General features: G+C 66.2%; 15 protein-coding genes and 1 tRNA gene. 8 read left to right on the top strand and 8 right to left on the bottom strand.

The window, feature by feature from the left end:
• Positions 1 to 609 precede the first annotated feature (609 nt).
• Positions 610 to 1,713, bottom strand: coding sequence for a KaiC domain-containing protein (locus HSRCO_RS12725; RefSeq protein WP_259518019.1), 1,104 nt, complete (start codon positions 1,711 to 1,713; stop codon positions 610 to 612).
• A gap of 123 nt (positions 1,714 to 1,836) precedes the next feature.
• On the opposite strand from HSRCO_RS12725, the gene HSRCO_RS12720 reads away from it, so the two are divergent.
• Entirely contained in the window at positions 1,837 to 2,667 is an 831-nt protein-coding gene (locus HSRCO_RS12720) for an NAD(+)/NADH kinase (protein ID WP_259518018.1), read from the top strand.
• 61 nt (positions 2,668 to 2,728) lie between these two features.
• Entirely contained in the window at positions 2,729 to 3,661 is a 933-nt protein-coding gene (gene mptA / locus HSRCO_RS12715; RefSeq protein ID WP_259518017.1) for a GTP cyclohydrolase MptA, read from the top strand.
• Here mptA and HSRCO_RS12710 read toward each other — a convergent pair.
• Together HSRCO_RS12710 and HSRCO_RS12705 are read right to left on the bottom strand one after the other, a co-directional pair.
• Positions 3,658 to 4,455: a TrmB family transcriptional regulator gene (locus tag HSRCO_RS12710; protein ID WP_259518016.1), complete on the bottom strand. Its 798-nt coding sequence runs from the start codon at positions 4,453 to 4,455 to the stop codon at positions 3,658 to 3,660. The two genes, mptA and HSRCO_RS12710, sit on opposite strands and share 4 nt — an antisense overlap.
• A 43-nt stretch (positions 4,456 to 4,498) precedes the next feature.
• Complete coding sequence (locus HSRCO_RS12705) at positions 4,499 to 6,130, bottom strand: DUF255 domain-containing protein (RefSeq protein WP_259518015.1); 1,632 nt, start codon at positions 6,128 to 6,130, stop codon at positions 4,499 to 4,501.
• Between the two features lie 83 nt (positions 6,131 to 6,213).
• Between HSRCO_RS12705 and HSRCO_RS12700 the strand changes: the two genes are divergently transcribed.
• The 3 genes from HSRCO_RS12700 (at position 6,214) to HSRCO_RS12690 (ending at position 7,275) form a co-directional block, all read left to right on the top strand.
• Entirely contained in the window at positions 6,214 to 6,795 is a 582-nt protein-coding gene (locus HSRCO_RS12700; protein ID WP_259518014.1) for an FxsA family protein, read from the top strand.
• Positions 6,796 to 6,980: 185 nt separating this feature from the next.
• A tRNA-Ile gene (locus HSRCO_RS12695) sits at positions 6,981 to 7,054 on the top strand.
• Between the two features lie 98 nt (positions 7,055 to 7,152).
• A complete protein-coding gene (locus HSRCO_RS12690) occupies positions 7,153 to 7,275 on the top strand; it encodes a hypothetical protein (RefSeq protein ID WP_259518013.1) in 123 nt (40 codons plus the stop codon).
• 258 nt (positions 7,276 to 7,533) lie between these two features.
• On the opposite strand, the gene HSRCO_RS12685 is transcribed toward HSRCO_RS12690, so the two are convergent.
• The gene (locus HSRCO_RS12685) at positions 7,534 to 8,361 is read right to left on the bottom strand and encodes an ABC transporter permease (protein WP_259518012.1); all 828 of its coding nucleotides are present in this window, start codon (positions 8,359 to 8,361) and stop codon (positions 7,534 to 7,536) included.
• Positions 8,358 to 9,290: an ABC transporter ATP-binding protein gene (locus HSRCO_RS12680; protein ID WP_259518011.1), complete on the bottom strand. Its 933-nt coding sequence runs from the start codon at positions 9,288 to 9,290 to the stop codon at positions 8,358 to 8,360. The genes HSRCO_RS12685 and HSRCO_RS12680 overlap by 4 nt, the downstream gene beginning before the upstream one ends.
• 210 nt (positions 9,291 to 9,500) lie before the next feature.
• Here HSRCO_RS12680 and gpmI point away from each other — a divergent pair, with 210 nt between their 5' ends.
• Complete coding sequence (gene gpmI / locus HSRCO_RS12675) at positions 9,501 to 11,030, top strand: 2,3-bisphosphoglycerate-independent phosphoglycerate mutase (protein WP_259518010.1); 1,530 nt, start codon at positions 9,501 to 9,503, stop codon at positions 11,028 to 11,030.
• Here gpmI and HSRCO_RS12670 read toward each other — a convergent pair.
• On the bottom strand, positions 11,027 to 12,559 hold the full coding sequence (locus HSRCO_RS12670) for an amidohydrolase (RefSeq protein WP_259518009.1): 1,533 nt from the start codon (positions 12,557 to 12,559) through the stop codon (positions 11,027 to 11,029). The genes gpmI and HSRCO_RS12670 overlap by 4 nt on opposite strands.
• Positions 12,560 to 12,658: 99 nt before the next feature.
• Between HSRCO_RS12670 and hmgA the strand changes: the two genes are divergently transcribed.
• Complete coding sequence (hmgA, locus tag HSRCO_RS12665) at positions 12,659 to 13,870, top strand: hydroxymethylglutaryl-CoA reductase (NADPH) (protein ID WP_259518008.1); 1,212 nt, start codon at positions 12,659 to 12,661, stop codon at positions 13,868 to 13,870.
• A 38-nt stretch (positions 13,871 to 13,908) separates the two neighbouring features.
• On the opposite strand, the gene HSRCO_RS12660 is transcribed toward hmgA, so the two are convergent.
• Positions 13,909 to 14,430: a DUF5817 domain-containing protein gene (locus tag HSRCO_RS12660; RefSeq protein WP_259518007.1), complete on the bottom strand. Its 522-nt coding sequence runs from the start codon at positions 14,428 to 14,430 to the stop codon at positions 13,909 to 13,911.
• A 62-nt stretch (positions 14,431 to 14,492) separates the two neighbouring features.
• Here HSRCO_RS12660 and HSRCO_RS12655 point away from each other — a divergent pair, with 62 nt between their 5' ends.
• Positions 14,493 to 14,831: a cupin domain-containing protein gene (locus HSRCO_RS12655; RefSeq protein ID WP_259518006.1), complete on the top strand. Its 339-nt coding sequence runs from the start codon at positions 14,493 to 14,495 to the stop codon at positions 14,829 to 14,831.
• A gap of 130 nt (positions 14,832 to 14,961) precedes the next feature.
• On the opposite strand, the gene icd is transcribed toward HSRCO_RS12655, so the two are convergent.
• On the bottom strand, positions 14,962 to 16,230 hold the full coding sequence (gene icd / locus HSRCO_RS12650; protein WP_259518005.1) for an isocitrate dehydrogenase (NADP(+)): 1,269 nt from the start codon (positions 16,228 to 16,230) through the stop codon (positions 14,962 to 14,964).
• Positions 16,231 to 16,322: the final 92 nt, after the last annotated feature.

Genomic DNA, 16,322 nt, shown 5'->3' with positions numbered 1-16,322 from the left:
TGGGTACCTACTGATGTCGGTTTGAAAACGATCATTGTCAATTTCAGTCGGTCAGTATACCTGACTGTTGAGCGGTCGCCTCATCTTGATTGCCGGTTTTCGATACTCACCCTTCGAATTTTGGTGTTGTAAATTCAATGGTCAGCGTTCTGCGAGCGGTGACGGACCGGAACCGCAAGGAAGGGCCGCGAGCGGCTGCTCCGGTCGCTTGCAAAACCTGCCCCAATCCCATCGTCCCTCCCGTCGCACGCCTCCAGCGCGCGGTGGTCGGTCCTTAGGCCGGTCGCTACGCGACCGGTGAATCGCACACCTACCGGGCTCATCGAGCCGTCCTCAGAAATCGAAGATTTCTGATGGGCTGCACGAGAGCTCTGCTCTCGTGAACGCTCGGTGCGCGAATGCTAAACCGAGATTGGATCGACTTCTATCGAGCATTCGGCGACCGAGCGGTCCGCTAGGACCCGGTAGGTCGCCGATTCCCCCGCGAGCTTCGCTCGGGGCCCGACGCCCCGACTAACGCCGCGCGGTAGCGCGGCGGCTGGAGGGGCGAGGGTTTTCATGAACGTTTTGCCAGGGCCGCGCGGAGCGCGGCCCGCAGCAAAAGGTTCTTTAGAAGATATTCGCCTGCCGATAGACCGAGATACCGGTGTCCGTAATCTCGTATGGCTTGGTCTCGCGGGAGTGATTCGCATCGCGGATCTTCTGGATCTCGATGGCCAACCGCGTCTCCCGGAAGTCCTCCGGACGGACGTGACGGAGGACGAAGACCGCGTCGGTGAGATACTCGATAATGCCGTACCGGGACGCGAAGGGATTGTCGGTGTCGGCCTCGCTTGTGAGCATGGTCGTCACGCCGGCATTCTTTAGGGCTCGGGCGAAGTCGTAGATCTCCGTCCGGCGGGTCGCCTGGTCGTCGTACATCATCTCGAGGAGCGAGACGGAGTCGAGTACCAGTCGCGAGGCGCCGAAACTCTCGACCAGGCGTGGGAGTTCGTTCCGGATACTCGTGAGACTGTTGGCCATCTCGACGGGGTCGAGGTCGATGACGGCCAGGTCGCCGTCCGCCTCGTAGCGCTCGAACTCCCAGCCCTTCTCCTCGGCGCTCTGGAGGACGCGTTCGTGGCTCTCCTCGAGGGTGATGTAGACGCCACGGTCGCCCGCCGAGAGCGCTTGCTCGAGGAACTGCAGTCCGAAGGTGGTCTTCCCCGTCCCGGCACCGCCGATGGCCACGAGGAGGGTCCGCTCCGGGACGCCGCCCTGGATCATCTCGTCCAGACCTTCGATACCCAACTCGATACGCGGGAGGGCCGATTCGAAGTCCTCGTCGTCGAAATCTTCGGTCGCTCCGGTGCTACCGCCGAGGTCGAACCCGAACGACTCGCCATCGCCACCGCCCGGATCGAACCCGCCAGGGCCGCCGCCGGGCGAGGAATCGTCGAACGCCTCGGCGAAATCAGTCCCGATATCGCCCTGGGGGTCGTCGAGCCCCGTGTCGAAGCCGAAGTCGTCCGAACCGTCGTCGACGTCCCTGCTCGCTGTGTCGCGCTCTGCTGGCTCCACGTTCGATGCCGCTGGCTGCTCGTCCACCGAGGTGGGTCCGGCATCGCGCGGTTCGTCTTCTTCGCCGACTTCGTCGTCGTCCGCCTGGAGGGCCCGCTCGAACCAGTCATCGTCCTCGTCCCTACCGTCGGTCTCCTGGTCCCGATCTGCCATCTAACCGCTCCCTCGCAGTGTCTGCGACGGCGACCGAATCATACTCCACCCTCGGTGGTCGGCACAAAAGTAGTTTTGCCCGCGAGCTTGCGGTTTAAGAGGACGGAGGAAGAAGAGAGGGGCATGCGTGTCGGGATCGTCGCCCAGCGAGGGAACGCCAGGGCTGCCAATCTGGCCGCGGACCTGCGGGACGTGCTCGTGCCGGAGGACGTGGACGTGTGGATCGATGCAGCGACTGCCGAGACGCTCGGGGTCCCGGGCCACGACGTCGATGAGCTCTCCGCTTGCGATCTCGTCGTCAGCATCGGCGGGGACGGGACGTTTCTCTATGCAGCCCGTGGCGCCGGTCCGAAACCGGTGCTCGGCGTCAATCTCGGCGAGGTCGGGTTCCTCAATGCGGTCTCCCCGGACGACGCCCTCGCGGCCGTTCGACGCGAGGTCGAGCGGTTTCGCACGTCCGGTTCGGTCCGCTACCGTGCGGTGCCACGGGTCGTGGCAACCATCGAGGCGGAGGATTGGTCGCTTACCCCCGCTCTCAACGAGGTAACCGTTCAGGGGCGACAACGCGGGCATGGGCAGGGCATCTCCGTCGAAGTGCGCATCGACGGGTCGCTGTACACCACCGCCACCGCCGATGGGGTCCTCGTGGCGACACCGACCGGGAGCACGGCGTACAATCTGAGCGAAGGCGGCCCGCTCATCCACCCCCGGGTCGACGCCCTCGTGGTGACGGACATGGTCGGCCTGGGGTCGATGCCCCCGATCGTGGTCCCATCGGAGCAGGAGATTGCCATCCACGTCCAGCGGGGCGGTTCGGTCGTCATCTCCTCGGACGGCTCGAACCACCGGCGCCTCGACGTGCCCACGACGGTCACACTCCGTGCCGCCGAAGAACCCGCCCGGGTGGCGGGCCCCGTCTCGGACTTCTTCCAGGCGCTGAACAAACTCGAGTGACGTGGCGGCCCGGGTGGCCGCAAGGGAAAGGGTTACTGGCGAACCAGTCCAAACCCCGACAATGAGTCACCAGCTACCGGACGTCCAGGCAACAGCGCCGGATGTCAGGATCGGTCTCGGTCAGGTCGGCGTGACGGGTGTCGAAAAACTCGTTAAAGTCGCCCGCGAGGACTCGCGACCGTACGTGTTGATGGCCGAGTTCGCGGTCACCGTCGACCTCCCGAGCGAGCGCAAGGGACTCGACATGAGCCGAAACATGGAGGCGATCGACGAGGTTCTCGAGGCCGCCGTGAGCGATCCGGTCTACCGCGTCGAGGAGATGGTCGGTGATACCGCCGAACGCCTCCTGGAGAAACACGACTACACCTCCACGGCCACGGTCTCGATGGAAGCCGAGTTCGCGGTCAAAGACCGGACACCGGCGACCGATCGACCCACCCAGAGTACCATCGACATCCTCGCGTCGGCCACGGCCACCGACGGCGAACCGACGCGCGAAGAGATCGGCGCCCGCGTGGATGGCATGACCGTCTGTCCCTGTTCGCAGGGGATGATGGAAGAGACCGCGAGGGAGAAACTGGCGGACCTCGGGGTCGACGAACGGTCGGTAACCGAGTTCTTACAGGAAGTCCCGCAGGCAGGCCACTCACAGCGTGGACACGCCACGCTTACCGTCGAGACCGCCGGCGATCCGGACGTCGATATCCTCGACCTGGCTGACGTGGCGCGGGACAGCATGAGCGCTCGCATCTACAATCTCGCGAAGCGGCCGGACGAGGACGCGATGACCTATCGAGCCCACGCGAACGCCCGATTCGTGGAGGACTGCGTCAGGGCGATGGCCGAACAGGTCGTCGAGGAATGTGACCACCTTCCCGACGACGCCGTCGTCACGATGCGTCAGTCGAACGACGAATCGATCCACCAGCACAACGCCCACGCCGAGCGCATCGCGACGATGGCGGAGTTACGGGACGAACTGAACCGTCCCTAGAGTCGCTCGGCGTCCCGCCAGATGGGTTCGAATTCGTCCGTGACCTCGGCCGTGAATCCCGCGTCCTTGAGGTTGATGAGGGCGAACGACTCGTCCGGGTCCACCGGGTTCAGCACCTCGAGACAGACCTCACGGTCGTCGACGATGGTGATGTTGCCGTCGATGGTCGATGCCACCCGGACCTCGAAGTTCTCGTAGCCGACGATGGCGCTCGCGTACCGCTCGGTGATGTCGGCGGGCAGTTGCCGGTTCAACTGGAGGTCGATGAGCATCGACACCCCGACGCCGCTCTCGAGGGCCGCTTCCAGATGGTCGATTACCTGCCCACCGACCTCGCCGACCTCGAAACTCGACGATGGGGTGCCGGTAATGATCCGCAGTTCGTTTTCGGCCGCGTCGATCCGCTCCAGCAGCAACTCGAGGGAGTTCTCCGGGCCGATAGCGCCCGTCCAGAAGCCGTCTTCCGGATCGGCCGGATTCTCGAGGTCGGTCGTGAGTTCGCCCACGATGGCCTCGTACTGGTCGGCCTTCTCCTCGAGTTCCCGTTTGCGGTCCTCGAGGAGTCTGTCGAGGGCGGTGTCTGGTTCCACGGCGACGTACTTTTTCGGCCGACTCGCTGCCTGGCTTCGAACGAGATGCTGTGATTCGATGCTCCCGAGGACGTCGTAGATGCGTCCCATGGGGACGCCGCTCGCTTCGGACAACTCCTTCGCGGTTGCCGGACCGGTCTCCAGCAGTGCCCGGTACGCGTTCGCCTCGTACTCGGAGAGTCCCAGATCTTTGAGGTCGGCCATCGAACGGTTCTTGTCCCAGAACCACTAAAAACGCTTCGAGAGTTTATGCCGAGCGGTCGTATTCGTCGACGAGACCGGCCAGCGACGCCGGATCCGTCGCGTCGCCGCGGCTCCCGTCGGCGGTCAACAGGGCAGCATGTCCCGTCTCGACGTCGGTGGAGTCGGGCACGACGACCTTCTCGTGGTCCGCCATGCGGAGGGCCGCCCGGTGGAGGTCGGATCCTGGTTCGGTCCCGACGGCGATGACCAACGGTCGGCGACGGAGACGTGAGACCGCCGTTCCGTACCTGGCGACCTGCGGTCCCATCCCTTCGGCCGCCCCGGCAAACGCCTCGCAGGCGTCGATAGCCGCCTCGTGATAGCGGTCCTCGCCGGTCAGGTGGTGAAGGTCGACGAGCGCGTTCGCCATTCGCGCGTTGTCGTCGATGGCATACAGCGGTTCGTCCAGGAGGCCTGGCCCCGCGTCGGGGCCGTCCCTGAACGCGCCGCTCTCGGTCTGGAGTCGGTCGACGGTGGCGTCGGCTATCTCCGTCGCCGTCTCGACGTATTCGGGGTCGAGCACCTGTCCGGCGGTCGCGAACGCACGCAGTGTCGGTGCCTGGGCCGTCAACAGCCCATCCTCGCAGTCCGCATCGCAGTGGGCCACGACGCCGTCGTCGATCCTGTCCGTCTCCAACAGCGACAGTGTCGCCTCGGCGTACCGCCTCGCCGTCTCGTCGTCGGTATAGGCCACGTATCGAAGTAGCGCCGCCGCGGTTCTGGCATTCGGGCCGCTGTACGTCGTCGTGTCGATGGGTGGCGCCTCCATTTCCTCGCGCTCCGCCGCCGGCAATTCGAAGTACTCGCCAGGTTGTTGGCTATTGGCGAACCCGTCGCCGGTCCACAGGGCATCCACGAGGTACTCGACTGTTCGGGCCGCCGTCCGTCGGTATTCGTCGTCACCGGTCGTCAGATAGCCGTTGGCGAAGGCGCGAAGGAGCCCCGCGTTGACGTCGAGTACCTTCTCGCGGGTAGGCTCCGACCAGTCGTTCGCGCCGGCGTGCCGAAAGAAGCCTCCGTCGGGCTCGTCGAAGAGGTGGGTTCGGATGGCGTCGAGGGTCCGGGTCGCTTTCGTCGGTTGCCGGGTCAACGCGAACTCGACGGTGGCGGGGAGCGGGAACTTCTCCTCGGTCCCCCAGCCGGCGTGTGTGGCGTCGAACTGCGTGTCCACCTGGCCGTTGATGTAACGCTCGATGTCGTCGGTCAGGACGCCGGATGGCGGCTCCGTGTCTTGGAGGGTGTGCGGCAGTCGCCCTGCGTTCTCGCCGCTTTTCTTCCACTCCTCGCCGGCGCGCTCGAGGATCCGCCGCATCTGCTCCGGCTTGAGATATCCGGCCGCCGCGAGGAGTTTCCCTGTTGGTGTCAACATGACCGTCGAGGGAAATCCGCCGGCGTTGTAGCGATCCCGCACTCGCGGATGACGGTCGGCGTCGACCCGGATCGGGACGAAGTCGTGGTTGATGATGGCCGCGATGCGCGGTTCGGCGTAGGTCGTCGCGTCCATGGTCTGGCACCAGCCACACCACCGTGCGGAGATGGAGAGCAGTATCGGCTGTTCGGTGTCCTGTGCCCGGTCGAAGGCGGCCTGGCCCCACTCTCGCCACTCGACTTTCATGGCGTCCGCGGCGTCGTCCATACCGGGCCCCTCGGCTCGACTCCGGGAAAGCGTATCGAAGCCGAGCCGAAGGGATATATGCACCCAGCCGCTACGTTCGGCCGATGCTGCGGTTGCTCTTCGCGGCCCTCCTGCTGGTGCCGCTCGCCGACGCGTTCTTGCTCGTAGTCGTCGCGAGCTACATCGGCGCCGTGCCGACGGTCGCGTTGGTGGTCCTGACCGCCCTCCTCGGCATGCTCTTCGTCCGGGCCGAGGGCCGACACACCCTGCAGAAGATGCAGCGCTCCGCTGCCCGTGGTGACATTCCGACGGACGAGGTCGTCGACGGCGGGATGCTCATCGCGGCCGGTGCCTTTCTCCTGACGCCGGGACTGGTCACCGACGCCATTGGCTTCCTCCTCGCTCTGCCGGTGACGCGGATCCCGATACGGATAGGCCTCAAGCGGTTCGTCATCGTCCCGTTGCTCGAACGGCAGACCGGCGGTTTCGCGACGGGCAAGGTCTACACCGTCGGGTTCCCGGGTGGCGACGACTCGGGGTGGTCGACCGGCGGCATGCAGCACCCGGGCGGGAACGGGTCCGGTCCTGGAGCGGGCGGCGGCGCCGGCAGCGATGCCCGCTCCGACGATACGGTCGACCTGGGGTCCGACGCCTACGAGGTCGAGTTCGAAGACGACTCGAAGTGAGCGAACAGACGGCACGATCCCGACCGCGAGCCGCTGTGCCGTACTCCCGCGAGACGACCCGCGCTGTTCAGTGTTGGATGGCCCCGGTTGGTGCCGTCTTCGGTGATAAATCCACGGACTGCGGCCACACGGAGTGTCGAAAGGAAACGCTTAAACGAACCAGCGGGCAACGTGTGGATACGTTCGGGCCAGTAGCTCAATCAGGTAGAGCGCCACTCTGATAAGGTGGAAGTTTGCGGTTCAAATCCGCACTGGCCCACTTCTCATTCTCCGCGAGCGACGACGCCCTGTCGTCGCTCGCTCCCTCCGAGAAGCGGCCACGGATTTGAGCCCTGCCAGTCGCAGCCCGGGAAGCGAGTGAAACGAGCGACCCGGACCGTCTGGCTCCGGTTCAAATCCGCACTGGCCCACTTCTCATTCTCCGCGAGCGACGACGCCCTGTCGTCGCTCGCTCCCTCCGAGAAGCGGCCACGGATTTGAGCCCTGCCAGTCGCAGCCCGGGAAGCGAGTGAAACGAGCGACCCGGACCGTCTGGCTCCGGTTCAAATCCGCACTGGCCAATTTTTCTCTCACAAACGCGCCGAGCGTTACTATCGCTCGGCGCAGTCACTCAGAGAAAATGGGTGCGGATTTGAATCAGGGAGTGAAGCGGAGCGGAACGACCGTGGTTCAAAATCCGCACTGGCCCACTCTCCTACCGTTTGCTGCGCTCCGCTCGCTAGCGCTCGCCCCTCCCTCTCAACTCAGATCCGCATCCCGGAACGACAGATACCCCACGACCAGTGGAACCACCGTCCAGACCACCAGAATGACTGCCAACGCGACGGGCTGGAGGTAGAACGGGGTCTCGCCGGTGAGGGCCAGCCCCATCCCTGGGCCACCGACGGCACTCGCGAGCACCTCTCTCGCCAGTCCGTTGAACGCACCCGTCGGACTGAGGACGGTCAGGAAGAGATACCACGCCTCGAGACCGCCGCTGTTCCCGCTACCGAACAGCATCCGGGCGATCTCGGGGACGAGGTCCCAGAGCAGCGTCAACAGGAGATACGCGCTGATACCGTAGGTCATCGCGCGCGACCGAGTGGCCGTCGCCGCCGAGATGCCGATACCGATACCGACGAAGGCGACGCCGAGGGCCGCAGAGAGCAGCGTCACGCCCGCGAACGCGACTGGCGGGACACCACCGTAGATGACGACGGCGATTACGGCGGCGAACGCGAAACCGACCACGATGCCGACGATGACGACCAGACTCCGCCCGAGGAACTTCCCGGCGAGGACCTCGCCACGGGTCGGCGGGAGGCCGAGCAGGATCTTGATGCTCCCCGACTCGCGCTCGCCGGCGATTGCGAGATAGGCGGCTACCAGGGCCATGATGGGCACGAGGACCCCCGCGAACTGCGACGCTCCACCGATCGCCGCGTACACGTTTGGCGCCCCCGGCACGATCGCGGTGACGGCCATGGCGAGCGAGGTCATCACCGCGATGATGGCGACGATGCCCCAGAGGGTCCGCGAGCGGACCGCGTCGGCGAACTCCTTTCGGGCGATTACCACCGTGCTCATCGTGCCGGCCCCTCTACCGATGGCTCTCCACGGGTGTAGGCCTGGAACAGTTCCTCGAGGGACGCCTCGCTGGTCGAGAAGTCGAGAATGGACGCAGGCGAATCGCGGATCGTGTCGAGGACCCCGAGTTTGGTCTCCGGCATCCGACAGGTCACGGTGATGGTCCGCTCGCCGGTCGTCACCGCCGAGACGCCGTCGATCTCCTCCAGGGCGAGTGTCTCCGGTATCTCGTCGACGGTTACCGAGAGCGTCGAACCGGTGCCCAGGGCATCTCGGAGTCCATCGATAGTGTCCACGGCCACCAGTCGTCCGCGGTCCAGTATCGCCACCCGATCGCAGACGGCCTCGACCTGCGGCAGGATGTGACTGGAGAAGAAGACCGTCCCGCCGGCCGCCGCGGTCTCGCGGGCGATGTCGCGGACCATCCTGACGCCGTTCGGGTCGAGTCCGGAGGACGGTTCGTCGAGGACGAGCAGGTCTGGATCCCCGATCAGTGCGATGGCGAGGACGAGCCGTTGGGCCATCCCCGTCGAGTACCCACCCACGGGGCGCTCGGCGGCCGCGCGGTCCAGGTCGACCCGATCGAGGAGGGCGTCGGGGTCGTCGTCGGCCCGCTTCAATTCGATGGCGTAGTCGAGGTGTTCGTACCCCGTGAGTCGATCGTAGAGGCCGTAATCGTCTGGAAGGATGCCGACCCGACGGTGGATGGCTTCGGTCTCTGACTGGGCATCCATCCCGAGGACGCTCGCCGTTCCTTCGGTCGGTCGGACGTAGTCGAGGAGCATGTCGATGGTCGTCGACTTGCCCGCACCGTTAGGACCGAGGAAGCCGAATATCTCACCCTCCGCGACGGTCAGGTCGATGTCGTCGACCGCGAGGACGTCCGACCCGAAGCGTTTGGAGAGGCCGCTCGTCTCGATGGCGGCCATCGGTCAGTCGCCCCTCGATCTGTCGGTCATCTGGAGTCGGGTGGACGTCACGAGGGATCGGTATCCATGGGCTCGGGGACGCATGTCCAACACTTCGAGCGGAAATGTAATAATAGTATCAGATGTGTCGCGTGAAATCCCGACGCGCTCTGCGGTCCTCGGTGGCGCCGACCCGACACCTAATTACGTCATCCCCTCGCAGCATCGACCATGCAGGCGGCGCTCGTCATCCTGGACGGCTGGGGGTTGGCTAACCACGACCGACGCAACGCTATCGAGGCCGCCGACACGCCGACGTTCGACCGTCTCCGGGAGATTGGCGCGTTCGGCACGCTCACGGCGTACGGCCGGACCGTCGGCCTCCCGGACGACCAGATGGGCAACAGCGAGGTGGGCCACCTCACTATCGGCGCGGGGCGGGTACTCGAGCAGGCCTACACCCGCATCAACGACGCGATAGCAGCCGACGAACTTTGCAGCAACGACGCCATTTCCGGGGCGTTCGACGCAGCCGAGGCGTCGGGGGGTCGGGTCCACTTCATGGGTCTCGTCAGCGACGGCGGCGTCCACTCCGATCAGGAGCACCTCGCCGCGCTCATCGAGTGTGCCGCACAGCGAGGTCTCGAGTCCGTCACCCACGCTTTCACGGACGGCCGCGACACCAGTCCGACCGGCGGGGAGTCCTCCCTCGCCGAACTCCAGTCCGTCGCCGACCGGCACGGGACCGGTCACGTCGCGACCGTCTCCGGACGGTACTACGCGATGGACCGCGACGAGAACTGGGAACGGACGAAACGGGCCTACGACGCCATCGTGAACCGGGCGGCCGATCACCGGGCGTCGTCGTCGGTCGCGGCCGTGCGCGACTCGTACGACCGCGGCGACACGGACGAGTTCGTCGAGCCGACCCTCGTCGACGACCGACCTGGGGTTGAAGACGGCGACGCCGTCTTCGTGTTCAACTTCCGGGCCGACAGGGTACGGCAACTGGTCCGGATGCTGGCGGACCGGAACCCCGTCTGGGACGTCGAGACTTCACCCCCGGAGGTCCACCTGGCGACGATGACGGAGTACGATCAGACGTACGACTTCCCCGTTGCGTTTCCACCGATCGAGCCGACGGATACCCTCGGATCGGTGCTCGCCGAGCGCGGTCTCACGCAACTTCGCCTCGCCGAATCCGAGAAGTACCCCCACGTCACCTACTTCCTGAACGGGGGTCGAGAGGTCGAGTTCGACGGTGAGATCCGCCGCATCGTCGAGAGTCCCGACGTTCCGACCTACGACCTGCAACCGGAGATGAGCGCCGAGGCGGTCACCGATACGGCCATCTCGATCATCGAGAGGGAGGACCCCGACGTCATGGTTCTCAACTACGCCAACCCAGATATGGTCGGCCACACCGGGGACTACGAGGCCGCCATCGAGGCCGTGGAGGCGGTGGACGAGCAACTGGGACGGCTCGTCGATACCCTGAAGCGGGTCGGCGCTCACGTACTCGTCACTGCAGACCATGGTAACGCGGACGATATGGGGACCGCGGACGACCCGCACACGGCCCACACGTTCAACCCCGTCCCCTGCATCTACGTCGCCCCCGACGGGACCGACGGCGGAAGGCGAGTCAGAGAGGGTGGCGAACTCAGCGATCTCGCACCCACGATGCTCGCGCTCCTCGATATTCCGATCCCCGAGATCATGACCGGAGAATCCCTGCTCGAAGACACCAAAGAGGACTAGTCCCGACCGTCGTAGACGATCTCGCCGTCGACAACCGTCATCGCCACGTCGATGTCCGCGATATGCTCGGGCCGTTCCCACGGCGATTCCTCGAGCACGACGAAGTCCGCTCGCTTGCCGACCTCGACCGTCCCGAGTCGGTGTTCGTCGAACCCGGCATAGGCGCTTCCGGCGGTGTAGGCCCGTAGTGCTTCGGTGACCGAGACGCGCTGGTCCGCCGTCGGCGCCGTGACGGCCTGTTCGATCCCGTAGAGCGGGTCCAGGGGCATGCCGTCGCTGCCGAAGGCGAGGGGCACATTCGCGTCCGCGAGCAGCCCCAGGGGATTCGAGCGCAGGCGCCGGTCGTCGCCGAGTCGCTTCTCGTAGAGGCCCCCCTCCCGGGCCCAGCCGTGGAAGTTCGGCTGGACGGAGGCGACGGCACCGACGTCGGCGAGCCGCCCGATCCCCATTTCGTCGATCAGTTCGAGGTGCTCGATCCGGTGGCGGTTCGCCGAATCGTCCAGGTCTTCGAGAACGTCGAGGACCGCATCGACGGCCTCGTCGCCGATGGCGTGCGCGGTCAACTGGCGATCGCCCTCGCTCACTCGCCTCGCGAGTTCCCGGAGCTCTGCAGGCGCAACGACCCAGGTCCCCGTCTCGTCGGGCGCGTCGGCGAACGGCTCGGAGAGCTTCGCGGTCTGGCTGCCGATGCTCCCGTCGGTGAACGTCTTGATGGCGCCGACGCGGACGAACTCGCTTCCGTGATTCGGACGGAGGCCGAGTTCCTCGACCGCGTCGAGGTGGTCCGACCAGTAGTTGATCCGAACCCGGAGGTCGAGGTCGCCTGCGGCGTCCAGATCCCGGTAGGCTCTCGGCGCATGCGACTGGCGAACCATGTCGTGGACGCCGGTCACCCCCTTGGCGTGAACGTCCTCGATGGCGGCCCGTAGCAGTCGGCGTGTCTCCGCCACGTCAGGCGCGACGGCATCCCAGACCACGTCGACCCCCGACTCGACCACTCGTCCTGTCGGCTCACCGTCGTCCATCTGGACCTCCTCCTCGGGGAGGTCGGCCCGTAGTCGTTCCAGGGCGACCGAGTTGAGCGCGACGGAGTGGAGATCGACGCGGAAGGCGGCGACCGGCCGGTCCGTCGAGACGGCGTCGAGGTCGTCGCGGGTCGGCGCTGGGTCCTCGCCCCACTCGCTCTCGTCCCAGCCGAAGCCGAGCAGCCACTCGTGATTCGGTGCCGCGTCCTCAGCCAGTCGTTCCAGCGCCGCCTCGAGGCTCTCGGCTGCTGTGAGATCGGCGTGGACGAGCGACTGTCCGTGCTGTTGCATGTGGGTGTGGGCGTCGATGAACCCTGGGAGCAGGACGCGACCCTCGAGGTCGATGACGGTGGTCTCCGCGCCCGTGACGAACTGGGACTCGTACGCCGAGGTAACCCGGGTGATCCGTCCGTCCCTGACGGCCACCGCCTCGGCGGTCTCGTCCGGTGTCGTCATGGTGTGGACCTCGCCACCGACGAAGACGACAGCTGCGGGTTCGGCCATTACCGGAGAACCGACTGGCGCCGTCAAAACGGTTGGGATGGGCGACGCTCGCACTCTCGATGCGATAACGGTTACATCGACCCACTCGTGCACTGGACCATGACCGACGCAGACGCCCTCGCCGACCGCGTCCAGGCCGGCGAAATCCCCATCCACGACCTGGAATCTCACACGGACCCACGGACCGCGGCCGACGCCCGACGCGAGTACCTTCGCCGCGAGACCGGCGCGGACCTCGACGCCGTCGGAACCTTCTCCTTCGACCCGGCGGACGCGGAGCCGAACGTGGAGAACATGCTCGGAGCGGCCCAGATCCCGATGGGGTTGGCCGGCCCGATCCCGGTTCACGGCTCGGCGGCCGAGGGCGAATACCACCTGCCGCTCGCCACAACCGAGGGCGCGCTCGTCGCCAGCGTCAACCGCGGCTGCTCGGCGCTCGATGCGGCCGGCGGGGCGACGGTTCGGGTCACGAAGCACGGGATGACGCGGGCGCCGGTGTTCCGGGTCTACGACGTCGCAGAGGGGCAGGCCGTGACCGAGTGGGTGCGCGATAACCAGGAGCGGTTGGCCGCGGCGGCCGAGGCGACCACCGACCACGGCGAACTGCAGTGGGCCAGACCCTACGTCGTCGGCGACTCGGTCTTCGTTCGGTTCAGCTACGATACGAAGGACGCCATGGGGATGAACATGGCCACCATCGCCACTGCGGCGGCCGCCGAACTCCTCGAGGACGAGACGCCCGCGGAACTGGTCTCCCTCTCGGGGAATCTGTGTACGGACAAGAAACCGGCCGCGATCAACGCCGTCGAGGGCCGCGGTCGCTCGGTGACCGCCGACGTGCGCATCCCCCGTGACGTCGTCGCCGACCGCTTCGACACGACTCCCGAGGCCATCGCCGAGGTCAACACCCGGAAGAACCTCGTCGGGAGCGCGAAGGCGGGGAGTCTGGGGTTCAACGCGCACGCGAGCAACGTCGTCGCCGCGATGTTCCTCGCGACGGGCCAGGACCCCGCGCAGGTCGTCGAGGGCGCCAACGCCATCACGACCGTCGAAGCCAGGGAAGCGGAACTCTACGCGAGCGTCTCCTTCGCCAGTCTGGAACTGGGCACCGTCGGCGGGGGGACGGGCCTGCCGACCCAGGCCGACGCTCTCGAACTGCTCGGCCTCGACGGCGGTGGCGATCCGCCGGGGAGCAACGCCGACGCCCTCGCCGAGATCATCGCTGCGGCCGCGCTCGCGGGCGAACTCTCGTTGCTCGCCGCGCTCGCCTCGCGTCACCTCGCGAGTGCACACGAGGACCTGGGGCGTTAGGCTCCCGCCTGGCAGCCGGTCGGGTCTCTCCGCAGTCCTCAGAGCAATCGATAGCCGTCTCGCCCGCGCGAGACTCTCCCCATCCGCTCCAGCTTCTCCAGCGCCGACCGCACGTAGTCCGCGGGAACCCCCCGCTCGCCGGCGAACTCGACGACGGCGGCCTCGTCCGGGTGGTCGAGTGCCGCGAGGGCGTCGAGGACGACGTCCTTTCGACTCCGCGACTGGTTGCCCGCCATCGCTCGCTCGCCTGCCGCTGCGACTTCCTCGGTATCGATACCGCTCGCCGCAAGGTACTCCTCGTCGGTCGTTCCGACGTCCTCGAGGGCGGGCTCCAGTTCGGCGAACGAATCGACCCTCGCGAAGGCGTCCTCTTCGCCCCGCCGCTTCGCCAGAAGGGCCGACCGCACGTCCCGGGCATGGTCCTCGTCGTCGGTCGTCACGAACTTCTTGAGGGCCTCGAAGCGGTGGCGCGACCCACAGCGGGGACAGCCGGTCGTCTCCGGCCGTCCCTCGACGATCCACAGTGCCTCGCAGTCCGAGCAGCCGACGACGGCGTACACGCTACACCCTTCGCACCCCATCGCAGTTGAACCTTTAGGTGCCGGGGCCGCGTGCTGTCCGTATGGAACGCGTCAACGAATCCGAGATCGAATCGGCGGAACCGGTCGACGGCGCCCACCTCAAACTCCTCGCTGGCGGCGAGGCGATGAACGTCCAGCACTTCGAGATCGAACCGGGGGCGACCGTTCCCGAACACAGCCACCCGCACGAACAGGCGGGGTACATCGAGAGCGGGGAGGCGGTCTTCCTCGTCGACGGGGAGGAGATTCCCGTCGGGCCGGGCGACTCCTACTCGATTCCTGGCGGCGAACCGCACGCACTGGAGAATCGCGGCGACGAGCCAATCGTCGGCGTGGACATCTTCAGCCCCCCGCGCGAGAACCCGAGCTGGCAGGAGTGACGGCCCGACTGCCAGCGACTCCTGATAGCAGTCGCTGAGCGCTGCGATCGGTCGAAAGAATGTGGAGATCGGGGTGATTGTGGCGGTTCTTGGATTGCGTCGAGCGAAGCTCGACTGGCCGAAGACCTGTCTACGCCAGGTCTTCGATGTTCTCGACGACGACCTGCGCGTACTCGCTGGTGGCGAGCTTCTCGCCGCCCTCCATCTGGCGGTGGAAGTCGTAGGTGACCGTCTTCGCGGAGATGGCCTGCTCGACGGCGTCGCGGACGAGATCGGCGGCGTCGTCCCAGCCCATGTACTCGAGCATGAGACGGCCGGAGAGGATCATCGCGGTCGGGTTGACCTTGTCCTGGCCCTCGTACTTGGGCGCGGAGCCGTGGACCGGCTCGGCGAGGACCTTGCCGGTGCCGAAGTTGGCGCCGGGCGCGATGCCGAGCCCACCGATCTGGGCGCCGGCGGAGTCCGAGAGGTAATCGCCGTTGAGGTTCGGGAGCGCGAGCACGTCGTACTCGTCGGTCCGGGTGAGCATCTGCTGGAGCATGTTGTCCGCGATGCGGTCGTTGACGACCACGGCGTCCTCGGGCTGCTCGCCGTCGCGCTCCTCCCAGAGCGTGTCCTCGGTGATGACCTCGTCGCCGTACTCCTCTTCGGCGACCTCGTAGCCCCAGTCGCGGAACTGGCCCTCGGTGAACTTCATGATGTTGCCCTTGTGGACCAGTGTCACCGTGTTCTTGTCGTCGTTTTCGAGGGCGTAGTCGATGGCCTCGCGGACGAGGCGCTTGGTGCCGAACTCGGTGATGGGCTTGATGCCGATGCCGACCGGGCCGTCGTGGATGGTCGAGTCGAAGCCCATCTCGTCTTCGACGAAGTCCCGAACCTCCTCGACTTCCTCGGTGCCGGCCTCCCACTCGATGCCGGCGTAGACGTCCTCGGTGTTCTCCCGGAACATGATCATGTCCATGTCCTGGGGGCGCTTGACCGGGGATACCTCGTCGATGCCCTCGAGGAAGTAGGTCGGGCGGACGTTCGCGTAGAGGTCGAGCCGCTTGCGGAGTGCGACGTTGAGGCTGCGGAAGCCCGCGCCGACCGGGGTCGTGAGCGGGCCCTTGATGGAGACGCGATACTCGCTCATGGCGTCGACGGTCTCCTGGGGCAGGTTCTCGTCGTACTTCTCGCGGGCGGACTCGCCGGCGTAGACGCGCATCCAGTTGAACTCGCGTCCCGTGGCCTCGGCGGCCGCGTCGAGTACTTTCTGGGTGGCCGGGCCGACGTCAGAACCGATGCCGTCGCCGTAGATGATGGGGACGATGGGGTCGTCCGGGACGTTCAGTTCGTCGGTTTCCTCGTCGTACGTGATCTTCGACCCGCTGGATGGAACTTCGATCTTGTCGTAGCTCATATCATCTAAAACTCTGAAGGACCAGGCAAGAAACCTGCTGTTTGCGTCCATTGTGTTAACATGCGACGGCCGACCTCCGTGTCGGGGATTTT

Origin of the sequence: Halanaeroarchaeum sp. HSR-CO (assembly GCF_024972755.1) — an archaeon.
GTDB lineage: Archaea > Halobacteriota > Halobacteria > Halobacteriales > Halobacteriaceae > Halanaeroarchaeum.
This window is presented reverse-complemented; position numbering and strand designations above follow the sequence as displayed.

Bases quoted from the DNA above. Each gene is read 5' to 3' on its own strand.
- HSRCO_RS12725 (WP_259518019.1), bottom strand. From the start codon at position 1,713: ATGGCAGATCGGGACCAGGAGACCGACGGTAGGGACGAGGACGATGAC.
- HSRCO_RS12720 (WP_259518018.1), top strand. From the start codon at position 1,837: ATGCGTGTCGGGATCGTCGCCCAGCGAGGGAACGCCAGGGCTGCCAAT.
- mptA (WP_259518017.1), top strand. From the start codon at position 2,729: ATGAGTCACCAGCTACCGGACGTCCAGGCAACAGCGCCGGATGTCAGG.
- HSRCO_RS12710 (WP_259518016.1), bottom strand. From the start codon at position 4,455: ATGGCCGACCTCAAAGATCTGGGACTCTCCGAGTACGAGGCGAACGCG.
- HSRCO_RS12705 (WP_259518015.1), bottom strand. From the start codon at position 6,130: ATGGACGACGCCGCGGACGCCATGAAAGTCGAGTGGCGAGAGTGGGGC.
- HSRCO_RS12700 (WP_259518014.1), top strand. From the start codon at position 6,214: ATGCTGCGGTTGCTCTTCGCGGCCCTCCTGCTGGTGCCGCTCGCCGAC.
- HSRCO_RS12685 (WP_259518012.1), bottom strand. From the start codon at position 8,361: ATGAGCACGGTGGTAATCGCCCGAAAGGAGTTCGCCGACGCGGTCCGC.
- HSRCO_RS12680 (WP_259518011.1), bottom strand. From the start codon at position 9,290: ATGGCCGCCATCGAGACGAGCGGCCTCTCCAAACGCTTCGGGTCGGAC.
- gpmI (WP_259518010.1), top strand. From the start codon at position 9,501: ATGCAGGCGGCGCTCGTCATCCTGGACGGCTGGGGGTTGGCTAACCAC.
- HSRCO_RS12670 (WP_259518009.1), bottom strand. From the start codon at position 12,559: ATGGCCGAACCCGCAGCTGTCGTCTTCGTCGGTGGCGAGGTCCACACC.
- hmgA (WP_259518008.1), top strand. From the start codon at position 12,659: ATGACCGACGCAGACGCCCTCGCCGACCGCGTCCAGGCCGGCGAAATC.
- HSRCO_RS12655 (WP_259518006.1), top strand. From the start codon at position 14,493: ATGGAACGCGTCAACGAATCCGAGATCGAATCGGCGGAACCGGTCGAC.
- icd (WP_259518005.1), bottom strand. From the start codon at position 16,230: ATGAGCTACGACAAGATCGAAGTTCCATCCAGCGGGTCGAAGATCACG.